The following is a 16066-nucleotide window of genomic DNA, read 5'->3' on the forward strand; positions in this document are numbered from 1 at the left end:
TCGGCACCAGGAAACCGAAGTCATGCATGGTTAGTCTCTCCGTTGCCCGGCTTTATGCTCAGCGCAGGCTGTCAATTTCGTTGGCGAGCTGCGTGTTGCGGCTCGTATAGTGCAGCTCGATATCGGCGAGGCGGCGGTCCAGTTCGCGGAACTTGGAGCGGACCTCGGCGGTGGTGCGCTTCGGGTTGGAGCGCACGCCCTGCCAGAATTTCTCCTGATCGGCGGACTGGTAAAGGCCGATAGGTTTCTTCGGCGTCACCCAGGCAATCACGAGATAGGCGATGACGATCCACCATTGCTGCGCCACGAAGACCATCGCCGCGGTGCCGAGGCGCACCCAGAGCGGATCGATGCCGGTATAGTCCGCGATCCCGGCACAGACGCCCTTCCATTTGGCGTTCTGCTTGTCGAGATAGAACCTCGTCGGGCTTTCGTCGGCCATCAGTTCCTCCTCTGGGTCTGGTTTTCCAGCCGATAATCCGGTTCGCGGTGATAATCACTCAGCCCGGGACGGAAATCGGGATTGTCGGCTGCGACCAGCCGCTCGACGGTATTCACGCGGTCCTCAAGCCGGCGCGCGAGCGAGTGCAACTCGTCGAGCAGTTGCTCATCCTCCGCCGTCATGCCGCCGGGGGCCTGTTTCCACTTCGTGACATAATGCATGATCAGCCAGGGCAATCCGATGAACAGGATGCCGCAGACGAACACCGGGACGAACACGTCCTCCATCTCAATTCCCCTTGTTCAGCCGGGCCTTCAACGCGGCCAGCTCGGCATCGATCTTGTCGGCGGATTTCAGCTCCGCGATCTCCTCCTCGAGCGTCTTGGGCTGCGCGCCCAGACCCATCGCGTCGGCGCGGCCCTCGGCCTCGTCCACGCGGCGCTCCAGCATGTCGAACCGGCTGAACGCCTCGTGCGTGCGCGGCCCATTCCACATCTCGCGCAGGCGGGTGCGGTTGTTGGCGCTTTCCAGTCGCGTCGCGATGTTGTTCTGCTTGGCCCGCGCCTCGCGCAGCTTGGCCTGGAGCTTGGCGATATCCTCCTCGGAGGAGCGCAATGCATCGTCCAGCACCTTCACCTCGGCGCGGAGTTGATCGACCATGTCGGTCGCCTTCTGGCGCTCGACCAGCGCGGCCTTGGCCAGATCCTCGCGATCCTTGGAGAGCGCGAGTTCCGCCTTCTCCGTCCAGTTCGCCTCCAGCGATTCCAGCTTCGCGATATGGCGGCGCATCTCCTTGCTGTCGGCGATCGTCCGCGCGGCCGATGCCCGGACCTCGACCAGCGTCTCCTCCATCTCGAGGATGATCATGCGGATCATCTTCGCCGGGTCCTCCGCCTTGTCGAGCAGCTCGGCCATGTTCGCGGCGACGATGTCGCGGGTGCGGGAAAAGATGCCCATTCACGAAACTCCAAGGTTGCCCCTGCCGATATAAACCTTCCGCCGGGGTGGGGCGAGGGGCGGCGCACCTCCCCGGCGAGGCGACTTATGCGATCGAACGGGCGATCGCGCTCGCCTGAGCTGCATTCCCCTGATTGGCCGGGCCGACCGCCATGATCAGCATCGACGCGCTGGCGACGAAGGTGAGGGCGATGGCGGCGAAGGTGCGGCCGATGGTGTCGAGCTTGGTCATGTCTTCCTCCGTGATCCTGATCCGTACATTCCGCCTCGCGGCGGTTGCCACATGCTTTGCAGGAGCCGTGCCAATTTCGTTTTTGGCGGATTTGCGTGGGTTTCGTGCGCTCGCGGGAATAAAGTCGCCATGCCGCACTTGCCAAGCGTTGGGAAATTACGCCAGATATTGGCGATGGAGCGGACGACACAGGTTATCGGGCAATCGGGCGTGTTCCTCGATGCGCTCGAGCGTGCCAGCCGCGCGGCGGCGCTTGACCGGCCCGTGCTGGTGATCGGCGAGCGGGGCACCGGCAAGGAGCTGGTTGCCGAACGCCTCCACCGTCTCAGCCCGCGCTGGGATCAGCCGCTCGTCGTCATGAATTGCGCCGCGCTGCCCGAGACGCTGATCGAGGCGGAATTGTTCGGCCACGAGGCGGGTGCCTTCACCGGCGCGACCAAGGCGCGCGTCGGGCGATTCGAGGAGGCGCACCGCGGCACGCTGTTCCTCGACGAGCTGGGGACCCTGTCGATGGGCGCGCAGGAGCGGCTGCTGCGCGCGGTGGAATATGGCGAGGTGACGCGGATCGGCGCCTCGCGCCCGGTGCAGGTCGACGTGCGCATCGTCGCCGCCACCAACGAGCATCTGCCCGACAAGGTGGACCGCAACGAATTTCGCGCCGACCTGCTCGATCGCCTGTCGTTCGAGGTGGTGACGTTGCCGCCACTACGCGCCCGGCGCGGCGATATCCCGGTGCTGGCGGACTATTTCGGCCGGCGCATGGCGGCGGAGCTTGGGTGGGATAGCTGGTCCGGCTTCGGGCCGGCGGCGCTCGACGCGATGCTTGAATATCGCTGGCCGGGCAATGTGCGCGAGTTGCGCAACGTGGTGGAGCGCGCGGTCTATCGCTGGGACCTGACCGACCCGATCGACGTGATCGAGTTCGATCCCTTCGCGTCGCCCTATCGGCCCGGTTCGGCGGGTCTGGTGCAAACGGCGCCGGCAAGGGTCGCGCCGATGCCGGATCAAGAGGACGATGAGGTCGCGGCGTGCGAGGTCGGGCCGTCCGACTTCAAGAGCCGGGTCGCGCGGTTCGAGAAGGAATTGCTGACCCGCGCGCTGGCGGAAAACCGCTTCAACCAGCGCGCGACGGCGGACGCGCTCGGCCTCAGCTACGACCAGCTTCGCCACGCGCTTCGCCGCCATGATCTGGTCGGAGCGGTTGCGTAACGAGGTTCGTGGAGCCATTTGGGCCAAGTCGCGTTTGCCAACGCGAGACCAAGGAGGATCCAATGGCTTTTGAACTGCCGCCGCTGCCCTATGCCTATGATGCGCTGGAGCCCGTCATCTCCAAGGAGACGATGACCTTCCACCACGACAAGCACCACGCCGCTTATACCGCGAAGCTCAACGAGGGCGTCGAGGCCGATCCGAAGCTGGCGGGCAAGTCGATCGAGGAAATCATGGGAATGATGTCCCAGCTTCCGCCGCTCGTGCGCAACAATGGCGGCGGCTATTGGAACCATGACTTCTTTTGGAAGATCATGGCCCCCAAGGGCTCGACCCAGCCGAGCGGCAAGCTCAAGGAGGCGATCGACGCCTATGGCGGGCTGGACAAGCTGAAAGAGGATTTCAACGGCAAGGGCGCGGGCCAGTTCGGTTCGGGCTGGGCCTGGGTGATTGTTGATTCATCGGGCAAGCTGAAGGTCACTTCGACCCCCAATCAGGACAACCCGCTGATGGACGACGCCAAGGAGCCGGGCACCCCGGTCCTCGGCAACGACGTGTGGGAGCACGCCTATTATCTCACCTACAAGAACGACCGCCCCGGCTATCTGAAGGCGTGGTGGGACGTGGTGAACTGGGACGAGGCGGGGCGTCGCTACGACGCGGCCGTCGCCTGATCCCGATCGGTGCAAGTGGAAGGGGGCGGCGCCACGAAGCGCCGCCCTTTTTTCGTATCAGCCTTCGGGAGGAATCGTGTCCGGCGCGCTCGCCGCTTGCAGACCATGCTTGAGCAGCATCGGCACGTTGGCAAAGGCGAACAGCAGGGTGAGGGGGATCGCGCCCCACAGCTTGAAACCCACCCAGAAATCGGTCGAGCTGTTGCGCCACACCGCCTCGTTCAGGACCGCCATCAGCACGAAGAAGATCGTCCAGTTGCGGGTGAGCTTGCGCCACCCTTCCTCGTTCAGTCCCGGATAGGCTGTTTCCAGCAAGCTCTGGAGCAGCGGCCGTCCAGTCGCGAGGCCGAAGCCCAGCACGGCGGCGAAGGTCGCATAGACGAAGGTCGGCTTCATCTTGATGAAACGCTCGTCGTGGAAATAGATGGTGAGGCCGCCGAACACGAGCACCAGCACGGCGGAAATCAGCAGCATCGGCGAGACGCGCCCGGTCCTGAACCAAGACAGCGCGATCGCGACCACCATCGCGACCATGAAAGCCGCGGTCGCCGCGATGATGCGGAAGATCGCCGCGCCGGGCGTCAGGAAGTTTACCGCGAAGAAGACAAGCAGTGGCCCATAATCCAGCGCGAGCCGGAAACCGGCCGAAGCGTTGCGCGGTTCGCTCATTTGCGTGCTCCTTCGTCCACTCCGGCGATGATCCGGCTGACCTCATTGGCGTCGAACGGGCGCAGGTCCGTCATGCCCTCGCCGACGCCGATCGCATGGATAGGCAGGCCATAGCGTTCCGCCGCCGCGACCAGCACCCCGCCGCGCGCGGTGCCGTCCAGCTTGGTCATCACCAGCCCGGTGACGCCGGCGACCTCCTTGAACACCTCGATCTGGGAGAGCGCGTTCTGCCCGGTGGTCGCGTCCAGCACCAGCACCACGTCATGCGGCGCGGCCGGATTGAGGCGGCCGAGCACGCGGCGGATCTTGGCCAGCTCGTCCATCAACTCGCGCTTGTTCTGGAGCCGGCCGGCGGTGTCGACGATCAGCACGTCGATGCCGGTCGCGGTCGCCTGCTTCACCGCGTCCCACACCACGCCCGCCGCGTCGCCGCCCTCCGGTCCGGTGACGATCGGCACGCCGATCCGCTCGGCCCAGGTCGCGAGCTGGCCGATCGCGGCGGCGCGGAAGGTGTCGCCCGCCGCCAGCATCACGCCGTAATCCTGCTCCATCAGCAGGTGCGCGAGCTTGGCGATGGTGGTGGTCTTGCCCGATCCGTTGACGCCGATGACGAGGATCACTTGCGGACGGGGGAAAGCGTCCACCTCCAGCGGCCTGGCGACCTGCGCCAGCACCTTTTCCACCTCCTCCGCGACGACGAGGCGGATGCCGAGATCCTCCATGTTGCGCTCGAAGCTGCCGTCGGCCAGCCGCGTGCGAATCTTGCCCGCCGTCTCCGGCCCGAGATCGGAGGCGATCAGCGCCTCCTCGATCTCGTCCAGCGTCGCATCGTCGAGCGGCGCGGTGCCGAGGCCGGTGAGGTTGCCGATCAGCCGGTCCGAGGTGCGGCGGAAGCCGCCGAGCAGCTTTTCGTGCCAGGATGGGTTGGTACTCATATTGGTGTTCCGATGAGATGGTCGTCGGTCGCGCCGGTGACGCGCGTTGTGAGGATTTGTCCGATATCGTCGCGCGGTCCGGCGAGGCGAAGCTCGGCAAAACCGGGCGTGTGGCCACGATCGCCGGGTTTTTCCAGCACGATCGCCTGTTGGCTGCCGATCATGCCGGCGAGCCATGCCCGCCTGAGCCGCGCCGACGTCGCGCGCAGCCGCGCCGCACGCTCTCTCGCCACCTCGGTCGCCACCTGCGGCATCCGCGCGGCGGGGGTGTTCGCGCGCGGCGAATAAGGGAAGACATGGGCTTGGACGATCTGGCAATCGTCGATCAGCGCCAGCGTGTTGGCGAACATCGCCTCGTCCTCGGTCGGGAAGCCGGCGATCAGGTCCGCGCCGATCGCGATGTCGCGCTTCGCCTTCAGCCGTTCGATCATCCGTACCGCATCGGCGCGCAGGTGACGGCGCTTCATGCGCTTGAGGATCAGGTCGTCGCCGGCCTGTAGCGACAAATGAAGGTGTGGCATGACGCGCGGCTCGCCGGTGACCAGCTCGAACAGCCGCTCGTCGATCTCGATCGTGTCGAGCGAGGAAAGCCGGAGGCGGGGCAGGGCGGGAACCCCGGCAAGGATGCGCTCGACCAGCCCGCCGAGCGTCACCTCGCCATCGGCATAGCTGGTGAGGTCGACGCCGGTCAGCACCACCTCGCGCGCGCCGGCCTCCGCCAGCGCGGCGACGCGCGCGACCACCGCGCCGGCCGGATCGCTCCTGCTCGGCCCACGCCCGGCGGGGATGGCACAGAAGGTGCAGGCGTGGTCGCAACCGTTCTGCACGCCGACGAAGGCGCGGGCGTGGCGTGGCGCGGGCGCTCGATTGGGAAAGCCGCCCCATGTCGCCGGAAGCAGCTTGGCGGCATTGCCGACGACACGGGACACCCCCGGAAGCGCCGCGAAGCCGTCCGGGTCGAGCTGCGCCGCGCAGCCGGTCGCGACGATCTCGGCCCCCGGCCGCGCGCGATGGGCGCGGCGAATCGCCGCGCGACTCTGCTTGACCGCCTCGTTAGTGACGCCGCAGGTGTTGACGACAACCATGTCGCGCGCGCCGAGCAATCCGCGGATCGTTTCGCTCTCGGCAAGGTTGAGGCGACAACCCAGGGTCACGACGTCGGGTCGGGGCAGGGCGGTCATAAGGGGCGATCTAGGGATGAGCGAAGCCGAAGTCCACGAAAAGGCCGCCGAGGTGCTGCGCTTCTGGTTCGGGTTGTCGCCCGACAGGCATTTCGCAAAAGACGCCGCGCTGGATCGCGAGATTGCGGAGAGGTTCGGCGCATTGCGCGACGCGGTGCTCGCCGCCGGTGCTGCCGGTTGGCGGGAGGCGCCGGATACGTTGCTCGCGGCGGTCATCCTGCTCGATCAATTCTCCCGCAATATCCACCGCGATTCGCCGCGTGCCTATGAAGCCGATCCGCTCGCCCTGGCACTGACGCTGTCCGCGATCGAGCGCGGCTGGGACGAAGGCTATGCGCCGGAGGAGCGGGCGTTCCTGTATCTGCCGCTGATGCACGCGGAGAGCGAGGCGATGCAGGCGCTGAGCGTAGAGAAATACACCGCGCTGGGGCTACCGGAGAACCTGCGCTTCGCTCGCGACCATGCCGCCGTGATCGCGTGCTTCGGCCGCTATCCCAGCCGCAATGCCGCGCTCGGCCGGGAATCGACGCAAGAGGAAGAAGAATATCTCAGCCAGCCAGGCGCTGGCTGGTGACCGTTGTGGGGATGAGGCGCTGCTCGGCGAGCATCCGCCGCGTCTGCATCAGGCTCATCGGCTGGCCGAACAGATAGCCCTGGCCGATCGTGCAGCCCATCGCGCGCAAGCGCTCGGCGATCCGCATGCTTTCCACGCCCTCCGCCACGATCGGCAGGTTGAGGCTCTCGCCGAGACGCAGGATCGCGTCGGCGATCGAGGCGCGCGCCGGATCGTCGGTCATCGCGGTGACGATCGAATGGTCGATCTTGATGCGGTCGAACGGCAGCGCGCGCAAATGGGTGAGGCTCGACACGCCGGTGCCGAAATCGTCCAGCGCGACGCGCACGCCCTGCGCCTTCAGGCTCTCGATGATCGAAGGGGCGATGCCGTGCGGATCCATCAACGCACCCTCGGTCAGTTCGATCTCCAGCCGGGATGGCGGATAGCCAAGCTCGGTGAGCAGGCGGATCACTTTCTGCGCGAGCCACGGATCGCGCATTTCCGGCACCGCGCAATTGACCGACAGCACCAGCCGCGCGTCCCAGTCCTTCGCGGCGCATAGCGCCTGCCGCATCACCGAGAGCGTCAGGTCCGAGATCAGGCCACGCTCACGCGCGATGTCGATGAAATGCGCCGGTGCGATCGTGCCGTGGACCGGATGTTCCCACCGCGCGAGCACCTCGAAGCCGAGCAGTTCGCCACTCTGGAGATCAACCACCGGCTCGAAATAGGGAGCGATCGCGCCGCTTCCGATCGCTTCGGGCAGGCTGTGCGCGATGGTGTCGCGCGCGCGGCGCTGGACGGCCATTTCGTCCTCGAACCACAGGCTGCGCTCGCCGCGCATGCGGGCGACCATCGCGGCGATATCGGCGGCCTCAAGAAGCGGCTCGATCGAGCCGCTTTCGCGATCCGACCGCGCGAGGCCGATCGAGGCCCCGCGCGCCGCCGCGCTTTCCTGGTGGGCGAGGAACGAAGTGAGCCGTCCGACGAGTTGATCCGGGGCATTGGGCGAATGGGATTCGACGGTCAGCACGCAGGCGAGCTGTGTCGGGCCGACGATGCCGGCCAGCGTCTCCCCCGGAAGCATCGCGGTGATCGCCGGGGCAACGTCGCCGATCGCGCCCACCGGCGCTTCCGGCCCGACATCGATGGCGATGACGGCGACGACGCGATCCCCGGAGCGCGTGAGGATCTGCGTTCCAGCCTCGATGAAGCCCTGTCGATTCGAAAGGCCCGTCGCGGGATCGCGCGGGATCGCCCGATTGAGACGCGGCGACAGCGGCTCGCCGTGCAGATCCGGACGGCGCCGGATGATGAGGACGGTGGCCAGCACGAGGGCGCCCAATAAAGCGATAACGGGGAGAACTTCCATCGATGACCTTATCCTGACCGCGCCGTTGGCATGTCGCACGGGCGGGGTGTAGAAGGGGTTAAGGGGCAGGTGCTTGCTTCCGCAGGCGCTTTCCACTAGGAGCCGCGCCACGTTCCGACGTTGAACGCTGAAGGAAAGCGCCCATGTGGTGCACGCTGGCCGGCGAGGTTTCGCCCGCCGGCGCTTTTGTGTTTGGGGCCGGACCTCCACCCCGGCTGTTGCGGGCGGTGGGCGGATATAGTTGGGATTCTGGATGTTCGACAGCCTGAGTGATCGTCTTGGCGGAGTGTTCGACCGGCTGCGCGGCCGTGGCGCGCTGACCGAGGCGGACGTGCGCCAGGCGATGCGCGAGGTCCGCATCGCGCTGATCGAGGCGGACGTGGCGCTGCCGGTGGCGCGGCAGTTTGTCGAAGACGCGACCGAAAAAGCGGTCGGGCAGAACGTGTTGCGCTCCGTCACGCCGGGGCAGCAGGTCGTCAAGATCGTCCATGACGCGCTGGTCGACATGCTCGGCGGCAAGGAGCCGCAGGACGCGGAGCTTGATCTGAACGCCGCGCCGCCGGCCGTCATCATGATGGTCGGCCTGCAAGGCTCGGGCAAGACGACCACCACCGCCAAGATCGCCAGGCGCCTCGCGGGCAGGGAGCGCAAGAAGGTGCTGATGGCGTCGCTCGACGTCAATCGCCCGGCCGCGCAGGAGCAGCTCGCCACGCTCGGCACGCAGGTCGAGGTGCAGACGCTGTCGATCGTCGCCGGCCAGCAGCCGGTCGATATCGCGCGGCGCGCGTTGCAGGCGGCGAAGCTGCAAGGCTTCGATGTGCTGATGCTCGATACGGCGGGCCGCCTCCATGTCGATCAGGCGCTGATGGACGAGATGAAGGCCGTGGCGGAGATCGCGCGACCGCAGGAAATCCTGCTCGTCGTCGATTCGCTGACGGGCCAGGATGCGATCAACGTCGCGCAGAGCTTCTCGGCGCAGGTGCCGCTGACCGGCGTGGTGCTGACCCGCATGGACGGCGATGCGCGCGGCGGCGCGGCGCTGTCCATGCGCGCCGTCACCGGCAAGCCGATCAAGTTCGCCGGCACCGGCGAGAAGATGGACGCGATCGAGGCGTTCCATCCCGAGCGGGTCGCCGGCCGCATCCTCGGCATGGGCGACGTCGTGTCGCTGGTCGAGCGCGCGGCGGAGGCGATCCAGCAGGAGGACGCCGAGCGCATGGCCGCGCGGCTCGCCAAGGGCCAGTTCGACATGGACGACCTGCGCGGCCAGCTCGCGCAGATGCGGCGGATGGGCGGGCTGGGCGCGCTCGCCGGCATGATCCCCGGCATGAAGAAGGCGCAGGCTGCGATGGCCTCCGGCGCAGTGGACGAGCGCATCCTGCTCCGCATGGACGCGATGATCACCTCGATGACGCGCAAGGAGCGCGCCAAGCCCGAGCTTATCAACGCCAAGCGCAAGATCCGTATCGCCAAGGGTAGCGGGACGACCGTGCAGGACGTCAACAAGCTGCTCAAGATGCACCAGGAAATGTCCACCGCGATGAAGCGCATCAGGAAGATGGGCGGCATCAAGGGGATGATGGCGATGCTCGGCAAGGGCGGCCTCGGCGGGCTGGGCAATGCGCTCGGCGGGCCGGAGCTTGGCGACGTGCTGGGCAAGGCGGGCGGCGGCTTGCCGGGGCTGCCCGGTGGCACGGGCGGGCTTCCGCCAGGGTTTCCGAAATTCAAGAAATAAGTTAATTTAGATAGTTGGAAGGAAGAATTAACAATGGCTCTCAGCATTCGCTTGTCGCGTGGCGGCTCCAAGAAGCGTCCTTACTACCGCATCGTCGTGGCCGATGCCCGTTCGCCGCGTGACGGCAAGTTCATCGAGAAGATCGGCAACTACAACCCGCTGCTCAAGAAGGACGACGAGAAGCGCATCGTGCTCGATGCCGATCGCGCGAAGCATTGGCTGGGCGTGGGCGCGCAGCCGACCGATCGCGTCGCCCGCTTCCTCGACGCCGCCGGCGTGCGTGAGCGCGCGGCCCGCAGCAATCCGAAGAAGGGCGAGCCGGGCGACAAGGCCAAGGAGCGCGCCGAGGAGCGTGCCGAGAAGCTGAAGGCCGCCGAGGAAGCGCAGAACGAGGCGCAGGAAGTCGTCGCGGCCGAGGTCGAGGCGGCCACCGAGGAGCCGACGCCGGAGGGCGAGCAGGTCGCCGAAGCGACCTCCGAGCAGTAAGGTCGGGCAAGGGTCGCGGGTGCCGCTCGCGATCCTTCCGGTCCTGGCGCGATGAGCGACAAGGCTGTCCCCACCGAACCCGAGGTCGTTCTCGCGGCCGTCATCGGCGCGCATGGCGTGACCGGCGAGGTGCGGCTCAAGGTGTTCGCCGACGATCTTGGCGCGCATCGCTCGTTCAATCGCGGCGCGCTCACGCTGAAGGCGTTACGCGACGGCCCGAGCGGCGCGATCGCGCGTTTCGCCGAGGTGGGCGACCGCAATCGCGCCGAGGCGCTGCGCGGCACGGAGCTTTCCGTGCCGCGATCGGCGCTGCCTCCGCTCGGCGAGGGCGAATATTATCATTGCGATCTGATCGGCCTGGCGGCGGTTTCGAGCGACGGCGACGCGCTGGGTCGCGTCGTGGCGGTCGAGAATTTCGGCGCGGGCGACGTGATCGAGATCGAGCGCGCCAATGGCAAGCGCTTCATGGTGCCGATGCGCGCCGAGGCGGTGCCGGAATGGAATGGCGAGCGGCTGGTGGTTGCCGCGTCTTTCGTCGATGGTTGAGGCATCACCGCCGCGCCCTTCGGCGGCATGATCGCGCAATTCGATATGGGGGGATCAGGCGATGATTCGTAAGACCGCCGCGACGCTGGTCGTTCTGGCCATGGCAACTGCCGCCACCGCACCGCCGCAGGCCGCCGTCGCCCCGGCGTCCACGGCCGAAACGCCGCGGACGATCGAGGCGATGGCGCCGCAACTGACCACCTATTTCGATACATGGATGAAGGATGCGCACGTCCCCGGCCTTGTCTTCGGCGTGGTGAAGGACGGCAGGCTCGTGCTGGTGCGCGGTCTGGGCGTGCAGGACCCGGCGACGGGCGCGCCGGTGACGGCGGACAGCAGCTTCCGCATCGCATCCATGTCCAAGGCGTTCACCGCGCTCGCGATCCTCAAGCTGCGCGATGCCGGCAAGCTGTCGCTCGACGCGCCGGCCGAACGCTACGTGCCGGAATTGGCGAACTGGCGCTATCCGACCAAGGACTCGCCGCGCATCACGGTGGCGGACCTGCTCCATCACGTCGCCGGCTTCGTCGAGGACAATCCCTGGGGCGACCGGCAGCAGCCGTTGCCCGAGGCCGACTTCACCGCGCTGCTGAAAGCCGGTGTCCCCTTCGCGCGGGCGCCGGAGTTGAAGATGGAATATTCGAATCTCGGCTATGCGACGCTCGGGCGGATCGTCTCGAACGTCTCGGGGATGCCCTACGAGCGCTATATCCGGCGCGAGATCATGACGCCGCTCGGTATGAAATCGACCGGCTATGACGTGGCGGGCCTGCCGCGGGGCAAGCGCGCGCTCGGCTATCGCTGGCAGGAGGACGCGGCCGGCAAATGGGGCTGGGTGCGCGAGCCGGACATGGCGGACGGCGCGTTCGGCGCGATGGGCGGCGTGCAGACCAATGCCAACGACTATTGGCGCTGGGTCGCCTTCCTCCTTTCCGCCTGGCCCGCGCGCGACGACGCCGACAACGGCCCGGTTCGGCGCGGCACCGTGCGGCAGATCGTGGAAGGCGCGAACTTCGTCGAGACGAGCGAGCGCGCCGCCGCGCTCGGTGCGCCGTGCCGGCAGTCACGCGCTTACGGGAAGGGCTGGTTCGTGGTGTCCGATTGCGATCTCGGGCGCGTCGCCACCCATACCGGGGGCTATCCGGGGTACGGCTCGGTCGTCGCGCTGCTGCCGGAAGCGGGCGTGGGCGTGTTCGCCTTCGCGAACCGGACCTATGGCGCGCCGAGCCTGCCGGCGTTCCAGGCGCTGATCGCGTTGCGCGCCGCCGGGCTGGCGGCGGACCGGCCGATCCCGGTCTCGCCCGGACTGGCCGACGCCTATCGTGCGGCCAGGGCGAGCTGGCGGAGCGGCGATCCGGCGAGCGCGCCGCTCGCGATGAACGTCCCGCTCGATCGCGACCTTGCGCGGCGGCGGGCCGATATCGCGGCACTCAAGGCGAAGGTCGGCGCGTGCGCGATGGGCGAGGCGATCGTCCCCACCTCCGCGATGGAGGGGACATTCGTGTGGCACTGCGCGACCGGCAAGGTCGCCGGCCGCGTCCAGCGCGCGCCGACGCCAGCGCTGAGCCTGCAGGTTCTGGATTTCAAGCCGGCGCCGTGACCTTCGCCGCCACCGTCCTCACGCTCTACCCGGAGATGTTCCCCGGCCCGCTCGGCCTGTCGCTGGCGGGGCGCGCGCTGGGCGAGGGGCGCTGGTCGCTCGATGCGCTCAACATCCGCGATTTCGCCACTGACAGGCACCGCTCGGTCGACGACACGCCGGCGGGCGGCGGGGCAGGGATGGTGCTGCGCGCCGATGTCGTGGCGCGCGCGGTGGATCATGTGTCTGACGGCCGCCCGATCCTGGCGATGACGCCGCGCGGCAAGCCGCTCGCCCAGGCGCGCGTGCGCGAACTCGCGGCCGGTCCCGGCGCGATCGTCCTGTGCGGCCGGTTCGAGGGTTTCGATGAACGCCTGTTCGAGGCACGCGCGATCGAGGAAATCGCGATCGGCGACTATGTGCTCTCCGGCGGTGAGATGGGGGCGCTCGTCCTGCTCGACGCTTGCGTTCGGCTGCTTCCCGGCGTAATGGGCGCGGCTTCCAGCGGTGACGAGGAAAGCTTCGAAAGCGGCCTCCTCGAATATCCGCACTATACCCGACCTTATGAATGGGAAGGGCGCACGATCCCCGAAGTGCTGCGATCGGGGGATCATGCGAGGATCGCCGCCTGGCGGAAACAACGGGCGGAGGACGACACACGGCTAAGGCGGCCGGACCTTTGGGAACGTCACACCGGCGTTCGGGTCGACCGCCCTCTGGCGCGCGGCGAGGATTGAGGACGTAACGCAAATGAACCTGATCCAGCAGCTCGAAGCCGAGCAGATCGAGAAGCTGACCGCGCAGCGCGCGATCCCCGAATTCCGCCCCGGCGATACGCTGAAGGTCGGCGTGAAGGTGGTCGAGGGCGAGCGCACCCGTGTCCAGAATTACGAGGGCGTGTGCATCGCGCGCTCGAACAAGGGCATGGGTTCCAGCTTCACCGTGCGCAAGCTGTCGTTCGGCGAGGGCGTGGAGCGCGTCTTCCCGCTTTATTCGCCGAACATCGATTCGATCGAGGTGGTGCGCAAGGGTGCGGTCCGCCGCGCCAAGCTGTATTACCTGCGTGGTCGCACCGGCAAGGCGGCGCGTATCGCCGAGCGTCGCGACAACCGCACCACGGTTGCCGCCGCCGAGTGATCGCCGCCCGGCGTTGACTTGCCGAAAGGGCGCGGACGCGATGCCGTCCGCGCCCTTTCTCTTTTCCCGGCTTGTTTTTTCGCGGCGGTCGGGCTTTCCCGTGGCAATTCACGGAGAAAGATATGCGCGCATGGCCGCTCGCGATTGCCCTTGCCTGTTCCGCCGCGAACTTCGCGGTGCCCGCCGTGGCTGAGACGGTCGCCGCGCCGCAGGCGCTGACGCTTGAACGCGTCTTCGCCAGCCCGGACCTGTCCGGCCCACAGCCGCAGGCGCTGCGCCTCTCGCCCGACGGATCGCTGCTGACGTTGGTGCGCAACCGCGCCGACGAGCGTACCCGCTACGACCTCTGGGCGATCGACACGCGTACCGGCGCCGAGCGGATGCTGGTCGATTCGCGCCAGGTCGGCAGCGGCGCGGCGCTGTCCGAGGCCGAGAAGATGCAGCGCGAACGCGACCGCTCCAAGACCGGCAAGACCGGCGTGCTCGATTACGACTGGTCGCCCGACAGCCGCTCGCTGCTGGTGCCGGTCGACGGCGAATTGTTCCTCGCCGACCTTGCCGGCGGGACGCGCCGGATCGAGGGGACCAAGGGCGTGCTCAACCCGGCGATCTCGCCGCGCGGCGGCTTCCTGAGCTTCGTGCGCGACCAGAACCTGTGGGTCCAGCCGCTCGCGGGCGGCGCGGCGCGCGCGCTGACCAGCGGGGGCGGGGGCACCGTCCATTTCGGCGAGGCGGAGTTCGTCGCGCAGGAGGAGATGGATCGCCGCACCGGCTATTGGTGGTCGCCGGACGACAGGCTTCTCGCGGTCGAGCGGTTCGACGAGGCGCCGGTGAAGGTGTTCACACGCGCGGCGATCGGCGCGTCGGGCACCAATATCTATCAGCAGCGCTATCCTGCCGCCGGCACGCCCAATGCGCTGGTCGAGCTGTGGGTGATGCGCGCCGACGGCTCCGGGCAGGTGAAGGTCGATCTCGGCGCCGATCCCGATTTCTATCTCGCCCGCGTCAACTGGCTGCCGGACGGATCGGCGCTGCTCGTCCAGCGCGAGAGCCGGGATCAGCGCGCGCTCGATATGCTGCGCATCGATCCGGCGACCGGCAACGCGACGGTGATGTTCACCGAAAAGGCCGGCGAGAAAAGCTGGATCAACCTGTCGGACGCCTATCGCGTGATGCCGGACGGCAGCCTGCTCTGGCGGTCGGAGCGCGACGGCTTCGCGCACCTCTATCGCTGGAAAGCGGGCAAATGGACCCAGCTCACCAAGGGCGACTGGGTGGTGAGCGCGCTGGTCGGGGTGGACGACGCCTCCGGCCGGATCTTCTTCACCGGCAATCGCGACGGGGTGCTGGAGCAGCATCTCTACGCGCTGGAGCCGGACGGCCACCGGATCACCCGCTTGACCGAGGCGGGGTGGTGGAACGGCGCCAGCGCCGATGCGCGCGGCTCGCGGTTCATCATCACCCGCTCCAATTCTGACCAGCCGCCGCAGACCTATCTCGCCGATGCGAACGGCAAACGGCTGTCGTGGATCAATCAGAATGCGGTGGCGGGCGATCACCCCTATGCGCCCTATCTGGCGGCCCAGCGCCCGACCGGGTTCGGCACGCTCAAGGCGGCGGACGGCACGACGCTCTACTGGAAGATGATCGCCCCGCCGCTGGAGCCGGGGAAGAAATACCCCGTGTTCTTCCAGCATTACGGCGGACCGGGCAGCCAGACGGTGACACGGGCGTGGAACCCGCCGCTGATGCAATATCTCGCGCGGCAGGGCTGGATCGTGTTCCAGCTCGATAATCGCGGATCGCCCAATCGCGGCAAGAAGTTCGAGGATGCGATCTGGCACGCGATGGGCACGGTGGAGGTGGAGGATCAGCTTGCCGGCGCCCGCTACCTGAAGTCGCTGCCGTTCGTGGACGGGGACAGGATCGCTACCTACGGCTGGTCCTATGGCGGCTATATGTCGCTGAAGATGCTGGAGAAGAATCCCGGCGTCTATGCCGCCGCCGTCGCCGGCGCGCCGGTCACGGACTGGTCGCTGTACGACACGCATTACACCGAGCGCTACATGGGCGACCCGGCGAAGGACGCCGCCGGTTATGCCGCCTCCAGCGCATTGCCGGACGCGACGGGCATCCGCGATCCCCTGCTCATCATGCACGGCATGGCGGACGACAACGTGTTCCTCGACAACACCACCGCCTTCGCCGCGCGGCTCCAGGCGGCGGACATGAAGTTCGAGATGATGCTCTATCCCGGCAAGACGCACGGCGCGGTGCGCGAAATCCATCCATGGACGACGATGCTCGATTTCCTCGACCGGACGGTGAAGAACAAGCCCGCGCGATAAGGGGCCGG

Annotated in this window: 18 protein-coding genes; 10 read left to right on the forward strand and 8 right to left on the reverse strand. The window is 67.5% G+C overall.

Going from position 1 to position 16066, the window contains the following annotated elements; translation table 11 throughout:
• Positions 1-58: 58 nt before the first annotated feature.
• The 4 genes from pspC to F9288_RS15610 all read right to left on the reverse strand — a co-directional run bounded on the left by pspC (position 59) and on the right by F9288_RS15610 (position 1631).
• Complete coding sequence (pspC, locus tag F9288_RS15595; RefSeq protein ID WP_174837629.1) at positions 59-442, reverse strand: envelope stress response membrane protein PspC; 384 nt, start codon at positions 440-442, stop codon at positions 59-61.
• The gene (gene pspB, locus F9288_RS15600; RefSeq protein ID WP_174837630.1) at positions 442-729 is read right to left on the reverse strand and encodes an envelope stress response membrane protein PspB; all 288 of its coding nucleotides are present in this window, start codon (positions 727-729) and stop codon (positions 442-444) included. The genes pspC and pspB overlap by 1 nt, the downstream gene beginning before the upstream one ends.
• A gap of 1 nt (position 730) precedes the next feature.
• Positions 731-1399: a phage shock protein PspA gene (pspA, locus tag F9288_RS15605; protein WP_174837631.1), complete on the reverse strand. Its 669-nt coding sequence runs from the start codon at positions 1397-1399 to the stop codon at positions 731-733.
• Between the two features lie 85 nt (positions 1400-1484).
• The gene (locus F9288_RS15610; protein WP_174837632.1) at positions 1485-1631 is read right to left on the reverse strand and encodes a hypothetical protein; all 147 of its coding nucleotides are present in this window, start codon (positions 1629-1631) and stop codon (positions 1485-1487) included.
• Positions 1632-1805: 174 nt separating this feature from the next.
• Here F9288_RS15610 and pspF point away from each other — a divergent pair, with 174 nt between their 5' ends.
• Positions 1806-2840, forward strand: coding sequence for a phage shock protein operon transcriptional activator (pspF, locus tag F9288_RS15615; protein WP_174837633.1), 1035 nt, complete (start codon positions 1806-1808; stop codon positions 2838-2840).
• A 62-nt stretch (positions 2841-2902) separates the two neighbouring features.
• Entirely contained in the window at positions 2903-3514 is a 612-nt protein-coding gene (locus F9288_RS15620; protein WP_174837634.1) for a superoxide dismutase, read from the forward strand.
• Positions 3515-3571: 57 nt separating this feature from the next.
• On the opposite strand, the gene F9288_RS15625 is transcribed toward F9288_RS15620, so the two are convergent.
• Genes F9288_RS15625 through F9288_RS15635 form a run of 3 tightly spaced genes read right to left on the reverse strand, consistent with a single transcriptional unit; the run spans position 3572 to position 6299 of the window.
• A complete protein-coding gene (locus F9288_RS15625) occupies positions 3572-4183 on the reverse strand; it encodes a septation protein A (protein WP_174837635.1) in 612 nt (203 codons plus the stop codon).
• The gene (gene ftsY / locus F9288_RS15630) at positions 4180-5118 is read right to left on the reverse strand and encodes a signal recognition particle-docking protein FtsY (protein WP_174837636.1); all 939 of its coding nucleotides are present in this window, start codon (positions 5116-5118) and stop codon (positions 4180-4182) included. Before ftsY ends, F9288_RS15625 begins: the two co-directional genes overlap by 4 nt.
• The gene (locus F9288_RS15635) at positions 5115-6299 is read right to left on the reverse strand and encodes a MiaB/RimO family radical SAM methylthiotransferase (RefSeq protein WP_174837637.1); all 1185 of its coding nucleotides are present in this window, start codon (positions 6297-6299) and stop codon (positions 5115-5117) included. The genes ftsY and F9288_RS15635 overlap by 4 nt, the downstream gene beginning before the upstream one ends.
• Positions 6300-6315: 16 nt before the next feature.
• Here F9288_RS15635 and F9288_RS15640 point away from each other — a divergent pair, with 16 nt between their 5' ends.
• Positions 6316-6873, forward strand: a complete 558-nt coding sequence (locus F9288_RS15640) for a DUF924 family protein (protein WP_174837638.1) — start codon at positions 6316-6318, stop codon at positions 6871-6873.
• Here F9288_RS15640 and F9288_RS15645 read toward each other — a convergent pair.
• Positions 6848-8188, reverse strand: coding sequence for a bifunctional diguanylate cyclase/phosphodiesterase (locus F9288_RS15645; protein WP_174837639.1), 1341 nt, complete (start codon positions 8186-8188; stop codon positions 6848-6850). The two genes, F9288_RS15640 and F9288_RS15645, sit on opposite strands and share 26 nt — an antisense overlap.
• Positions 8189-8480: 292 nt before the next feature.
• On the opposite strand from F9288_RS15645, the gene ffh reads away from it, so the two are divergent.
• The 7 genes from ffh to F9288_RS15680 all read left to right on the forward strand — a co-directional run bounded on the left by ffh (position 8481) and on the right by F9288_RS15680 (position 16058).
• Positions 8481-9962, forward strand: a complete 1482-nt coding sequence (gene ffh, locus F9288_RS15650; protein WP_174837640.1) for a signal recognition particle protein — start codon at positions 8481-8483, stop codon at positions 9960-9962.
• 33 nt (positions 9963-9995) lie between these two features.
• A complete protein-coding gene (gene rpsP / locus F9288_RS15655) occupies positions 9996-10448 on the forward strand; it encodes a 30S ribosomal protein S16 (RefSeq protein WP_174837641.1) in 453 nt (150 codons plus the stop codon).
• A gap of 51 nt (positions 10449-10499) precedes the next feature.
• Positions 10500-10994 carry a ribosome maturation factor RimM gene (rimM, locus tag F9288_RS15660; RefSeq protein ID WP_174837642.1) on the forward strand — a complete coding sequence of 165 codons (495 nt, stop codon included), beginning with the start codon at positions 10500-10502 and terminating at the stop codon, positions 10992-10994.
• A 61-nt stretch (positions 10995-11055) separates the two neighbouring features.
• On the forward strand, positions 11056-12594 hold the full coding sequence (locus F9288_RS15665; protein ID WP_174837643.1) for a serine hydrolase: 1539 nt from the start codon (positions 11056-11058) through the stop codon (positions 12592-12594).
• Positions 12591-13310, forward strand: a complete 720-nt coding sequence (trmD, locus tag F9288_RS15670; protein WP_174837644.1) for a tRNA (guanosine(37)-N1)-methyltransferase TrmD — start codon at positions 12591-12593, stop codon at positions 13308-13310. Before F9288_RS15665 ends, trmD begins: the two co-directional genes overlap by 4 nt.
• 13 nt (positions 13311-13323) lie before the next feature.
• Entirely contained in the window at positions 13324-13710 is a 387-nt protein-coding gene (gene rplS / locus F9288_RS15675; RefSeq protein WP_174837645.1) for a 50S ribosomal protein L19, read from the forward strand.
• A gap of 122 nt (positions 13711-13832) precedes the next feature.
• Positions 13833-16058 (forward strand): S9 family peptidase, encoded by a 2226-nt coding sequence (locus tag F9288_RS15680; RefSeq protein ID WP_174837646.1) that lies wholly within the window; start codon positions 13833-13835, stop codon positions 16056-16058.
• Positions 16059-16066: the final 8 nt, after the last annotated feature.

The sequence above is a fragment of the Sphingomonas sp. CL5.1 genome, from assembly GCF_013344685.1.
Lineage (GTDB): Bacteria > Pseudomonadota > Alphaproteobacteria > Sphingomonadales > Sphingomonadaceae > Sphingomonas.

Excerpts from the sequence above, each read along its gene's own strand:
- pspA (WP_174837631.1), bottom strand. The coding sequence starts at position 1,399 with ATGGGCATCTTTTCCCGCACCCGCGACATCGTCGCCGCGAACATGGCC.
- F9288_RS15620 (WP_174837634.1), top strand. The coding sequence starts at position 2,903 with ATGGCTTTTGAACTGCCGCCGCTGCCCTATGCCTATGATGCGCTGGAG.
- F9288_RS15640 (WP_174837638.1), top strand. The coding sequence starts at position 6,316 with ATGAGCGAAGCCGAAGTCCACGAAAAGGCCGCCGAGGTGCTGCGCTTC.
- F9288_RS15680 (WP_174837646.1), top strand. The coding sequence starts at position 13,833 with ATGCGCGCATGGCCGCTCGCGATTGCCCTTGCCTGTTCCGCCGCGAAC.
- F9288_RS15665 (WP_174837643.1), top strand. The coding sequence starts at position 11,056 with ATGATTCGTAAGACCGCCGCGACGCTGGTCGTTCTGGCCATGGCAACT.
- ffh (WP_174837640.1), top strand. The coding sequence starts at position 8,481 with ATGTTCGACAGCCTGAGTGATCGTCTTGGCGGAGTGTTCGACCGGCTG.
- pspF (WP_174837633.1), top strand. The coding sequence starts at position 1,806 with ATGGAGCGGACGACACAGGTTATCGGGCAATCGGGCGTGTTCCTCGAT.
- F9288_RS15635 (WP_174837637.1), bottom strand. The coding sequence starts at position 6,299 with ATGACCGCCCTGCCCCGACCCGACGTCGTGACCCTGGGTTGTCGCCTC.
- pspC (WP_174837629.1), bottom strand. The coding sequence starts at position 442 with ATGGCCGACGAAAGCCCGACGAGGTTCTATCTCGACAAGCAGAACGCC.
- pspB (WP_174837630.1), bottom strand. The coding sequence starts at position 729 with ATGGAGGACGTGTTCGTCCCGGTGTTCGTCTGCGGCATCCTGTTCATC.
- ftsY (WP_174837636.1), bottom strand. The coding sequence starts at position 5,118 with ATGAGTACCAACCCATCCTGGCACGAAAAGCTGCTCGGCGGCTTCCGC.
- rimM (WP_174837642.1), top strand. The coding sequence starts at position 10,500 with ATGAGCGACAAGGCTGTCCCCACCGAACCCGAGGTCGTTCTCGCGGCC.
- rplS (WP_174837645.1), top strand. The coding sequence starts at position 13,324 with ATGAACCTGATCCAGCAGCTCGAAGCCGAGCAGATCGAGAAGCTGACC.
- F9288_RS15625 (WP_174837635.1), bottom strand. The coding sequence starts at position 4,183 with ATGAGCGAACCGCGCAACGCTTCGGCCGGTTTCCGGCTCGCGCTGGAT.
- rpsP (WP_174837641.1), top strand. The coding sequence starts at position 9,996 with ATGGCTCTCAGCATTCGCTTGTCGCGTGGCGGCTCCAAGAAGCGTCCT.
- F9288_RS15610 (WP_174837632.1), bottom strand. The coding sequence starts at position 1,631 with ATGACCAAGCTCGACACCATCGGCCGCACCTTCGCCGCCATCGCCCTC.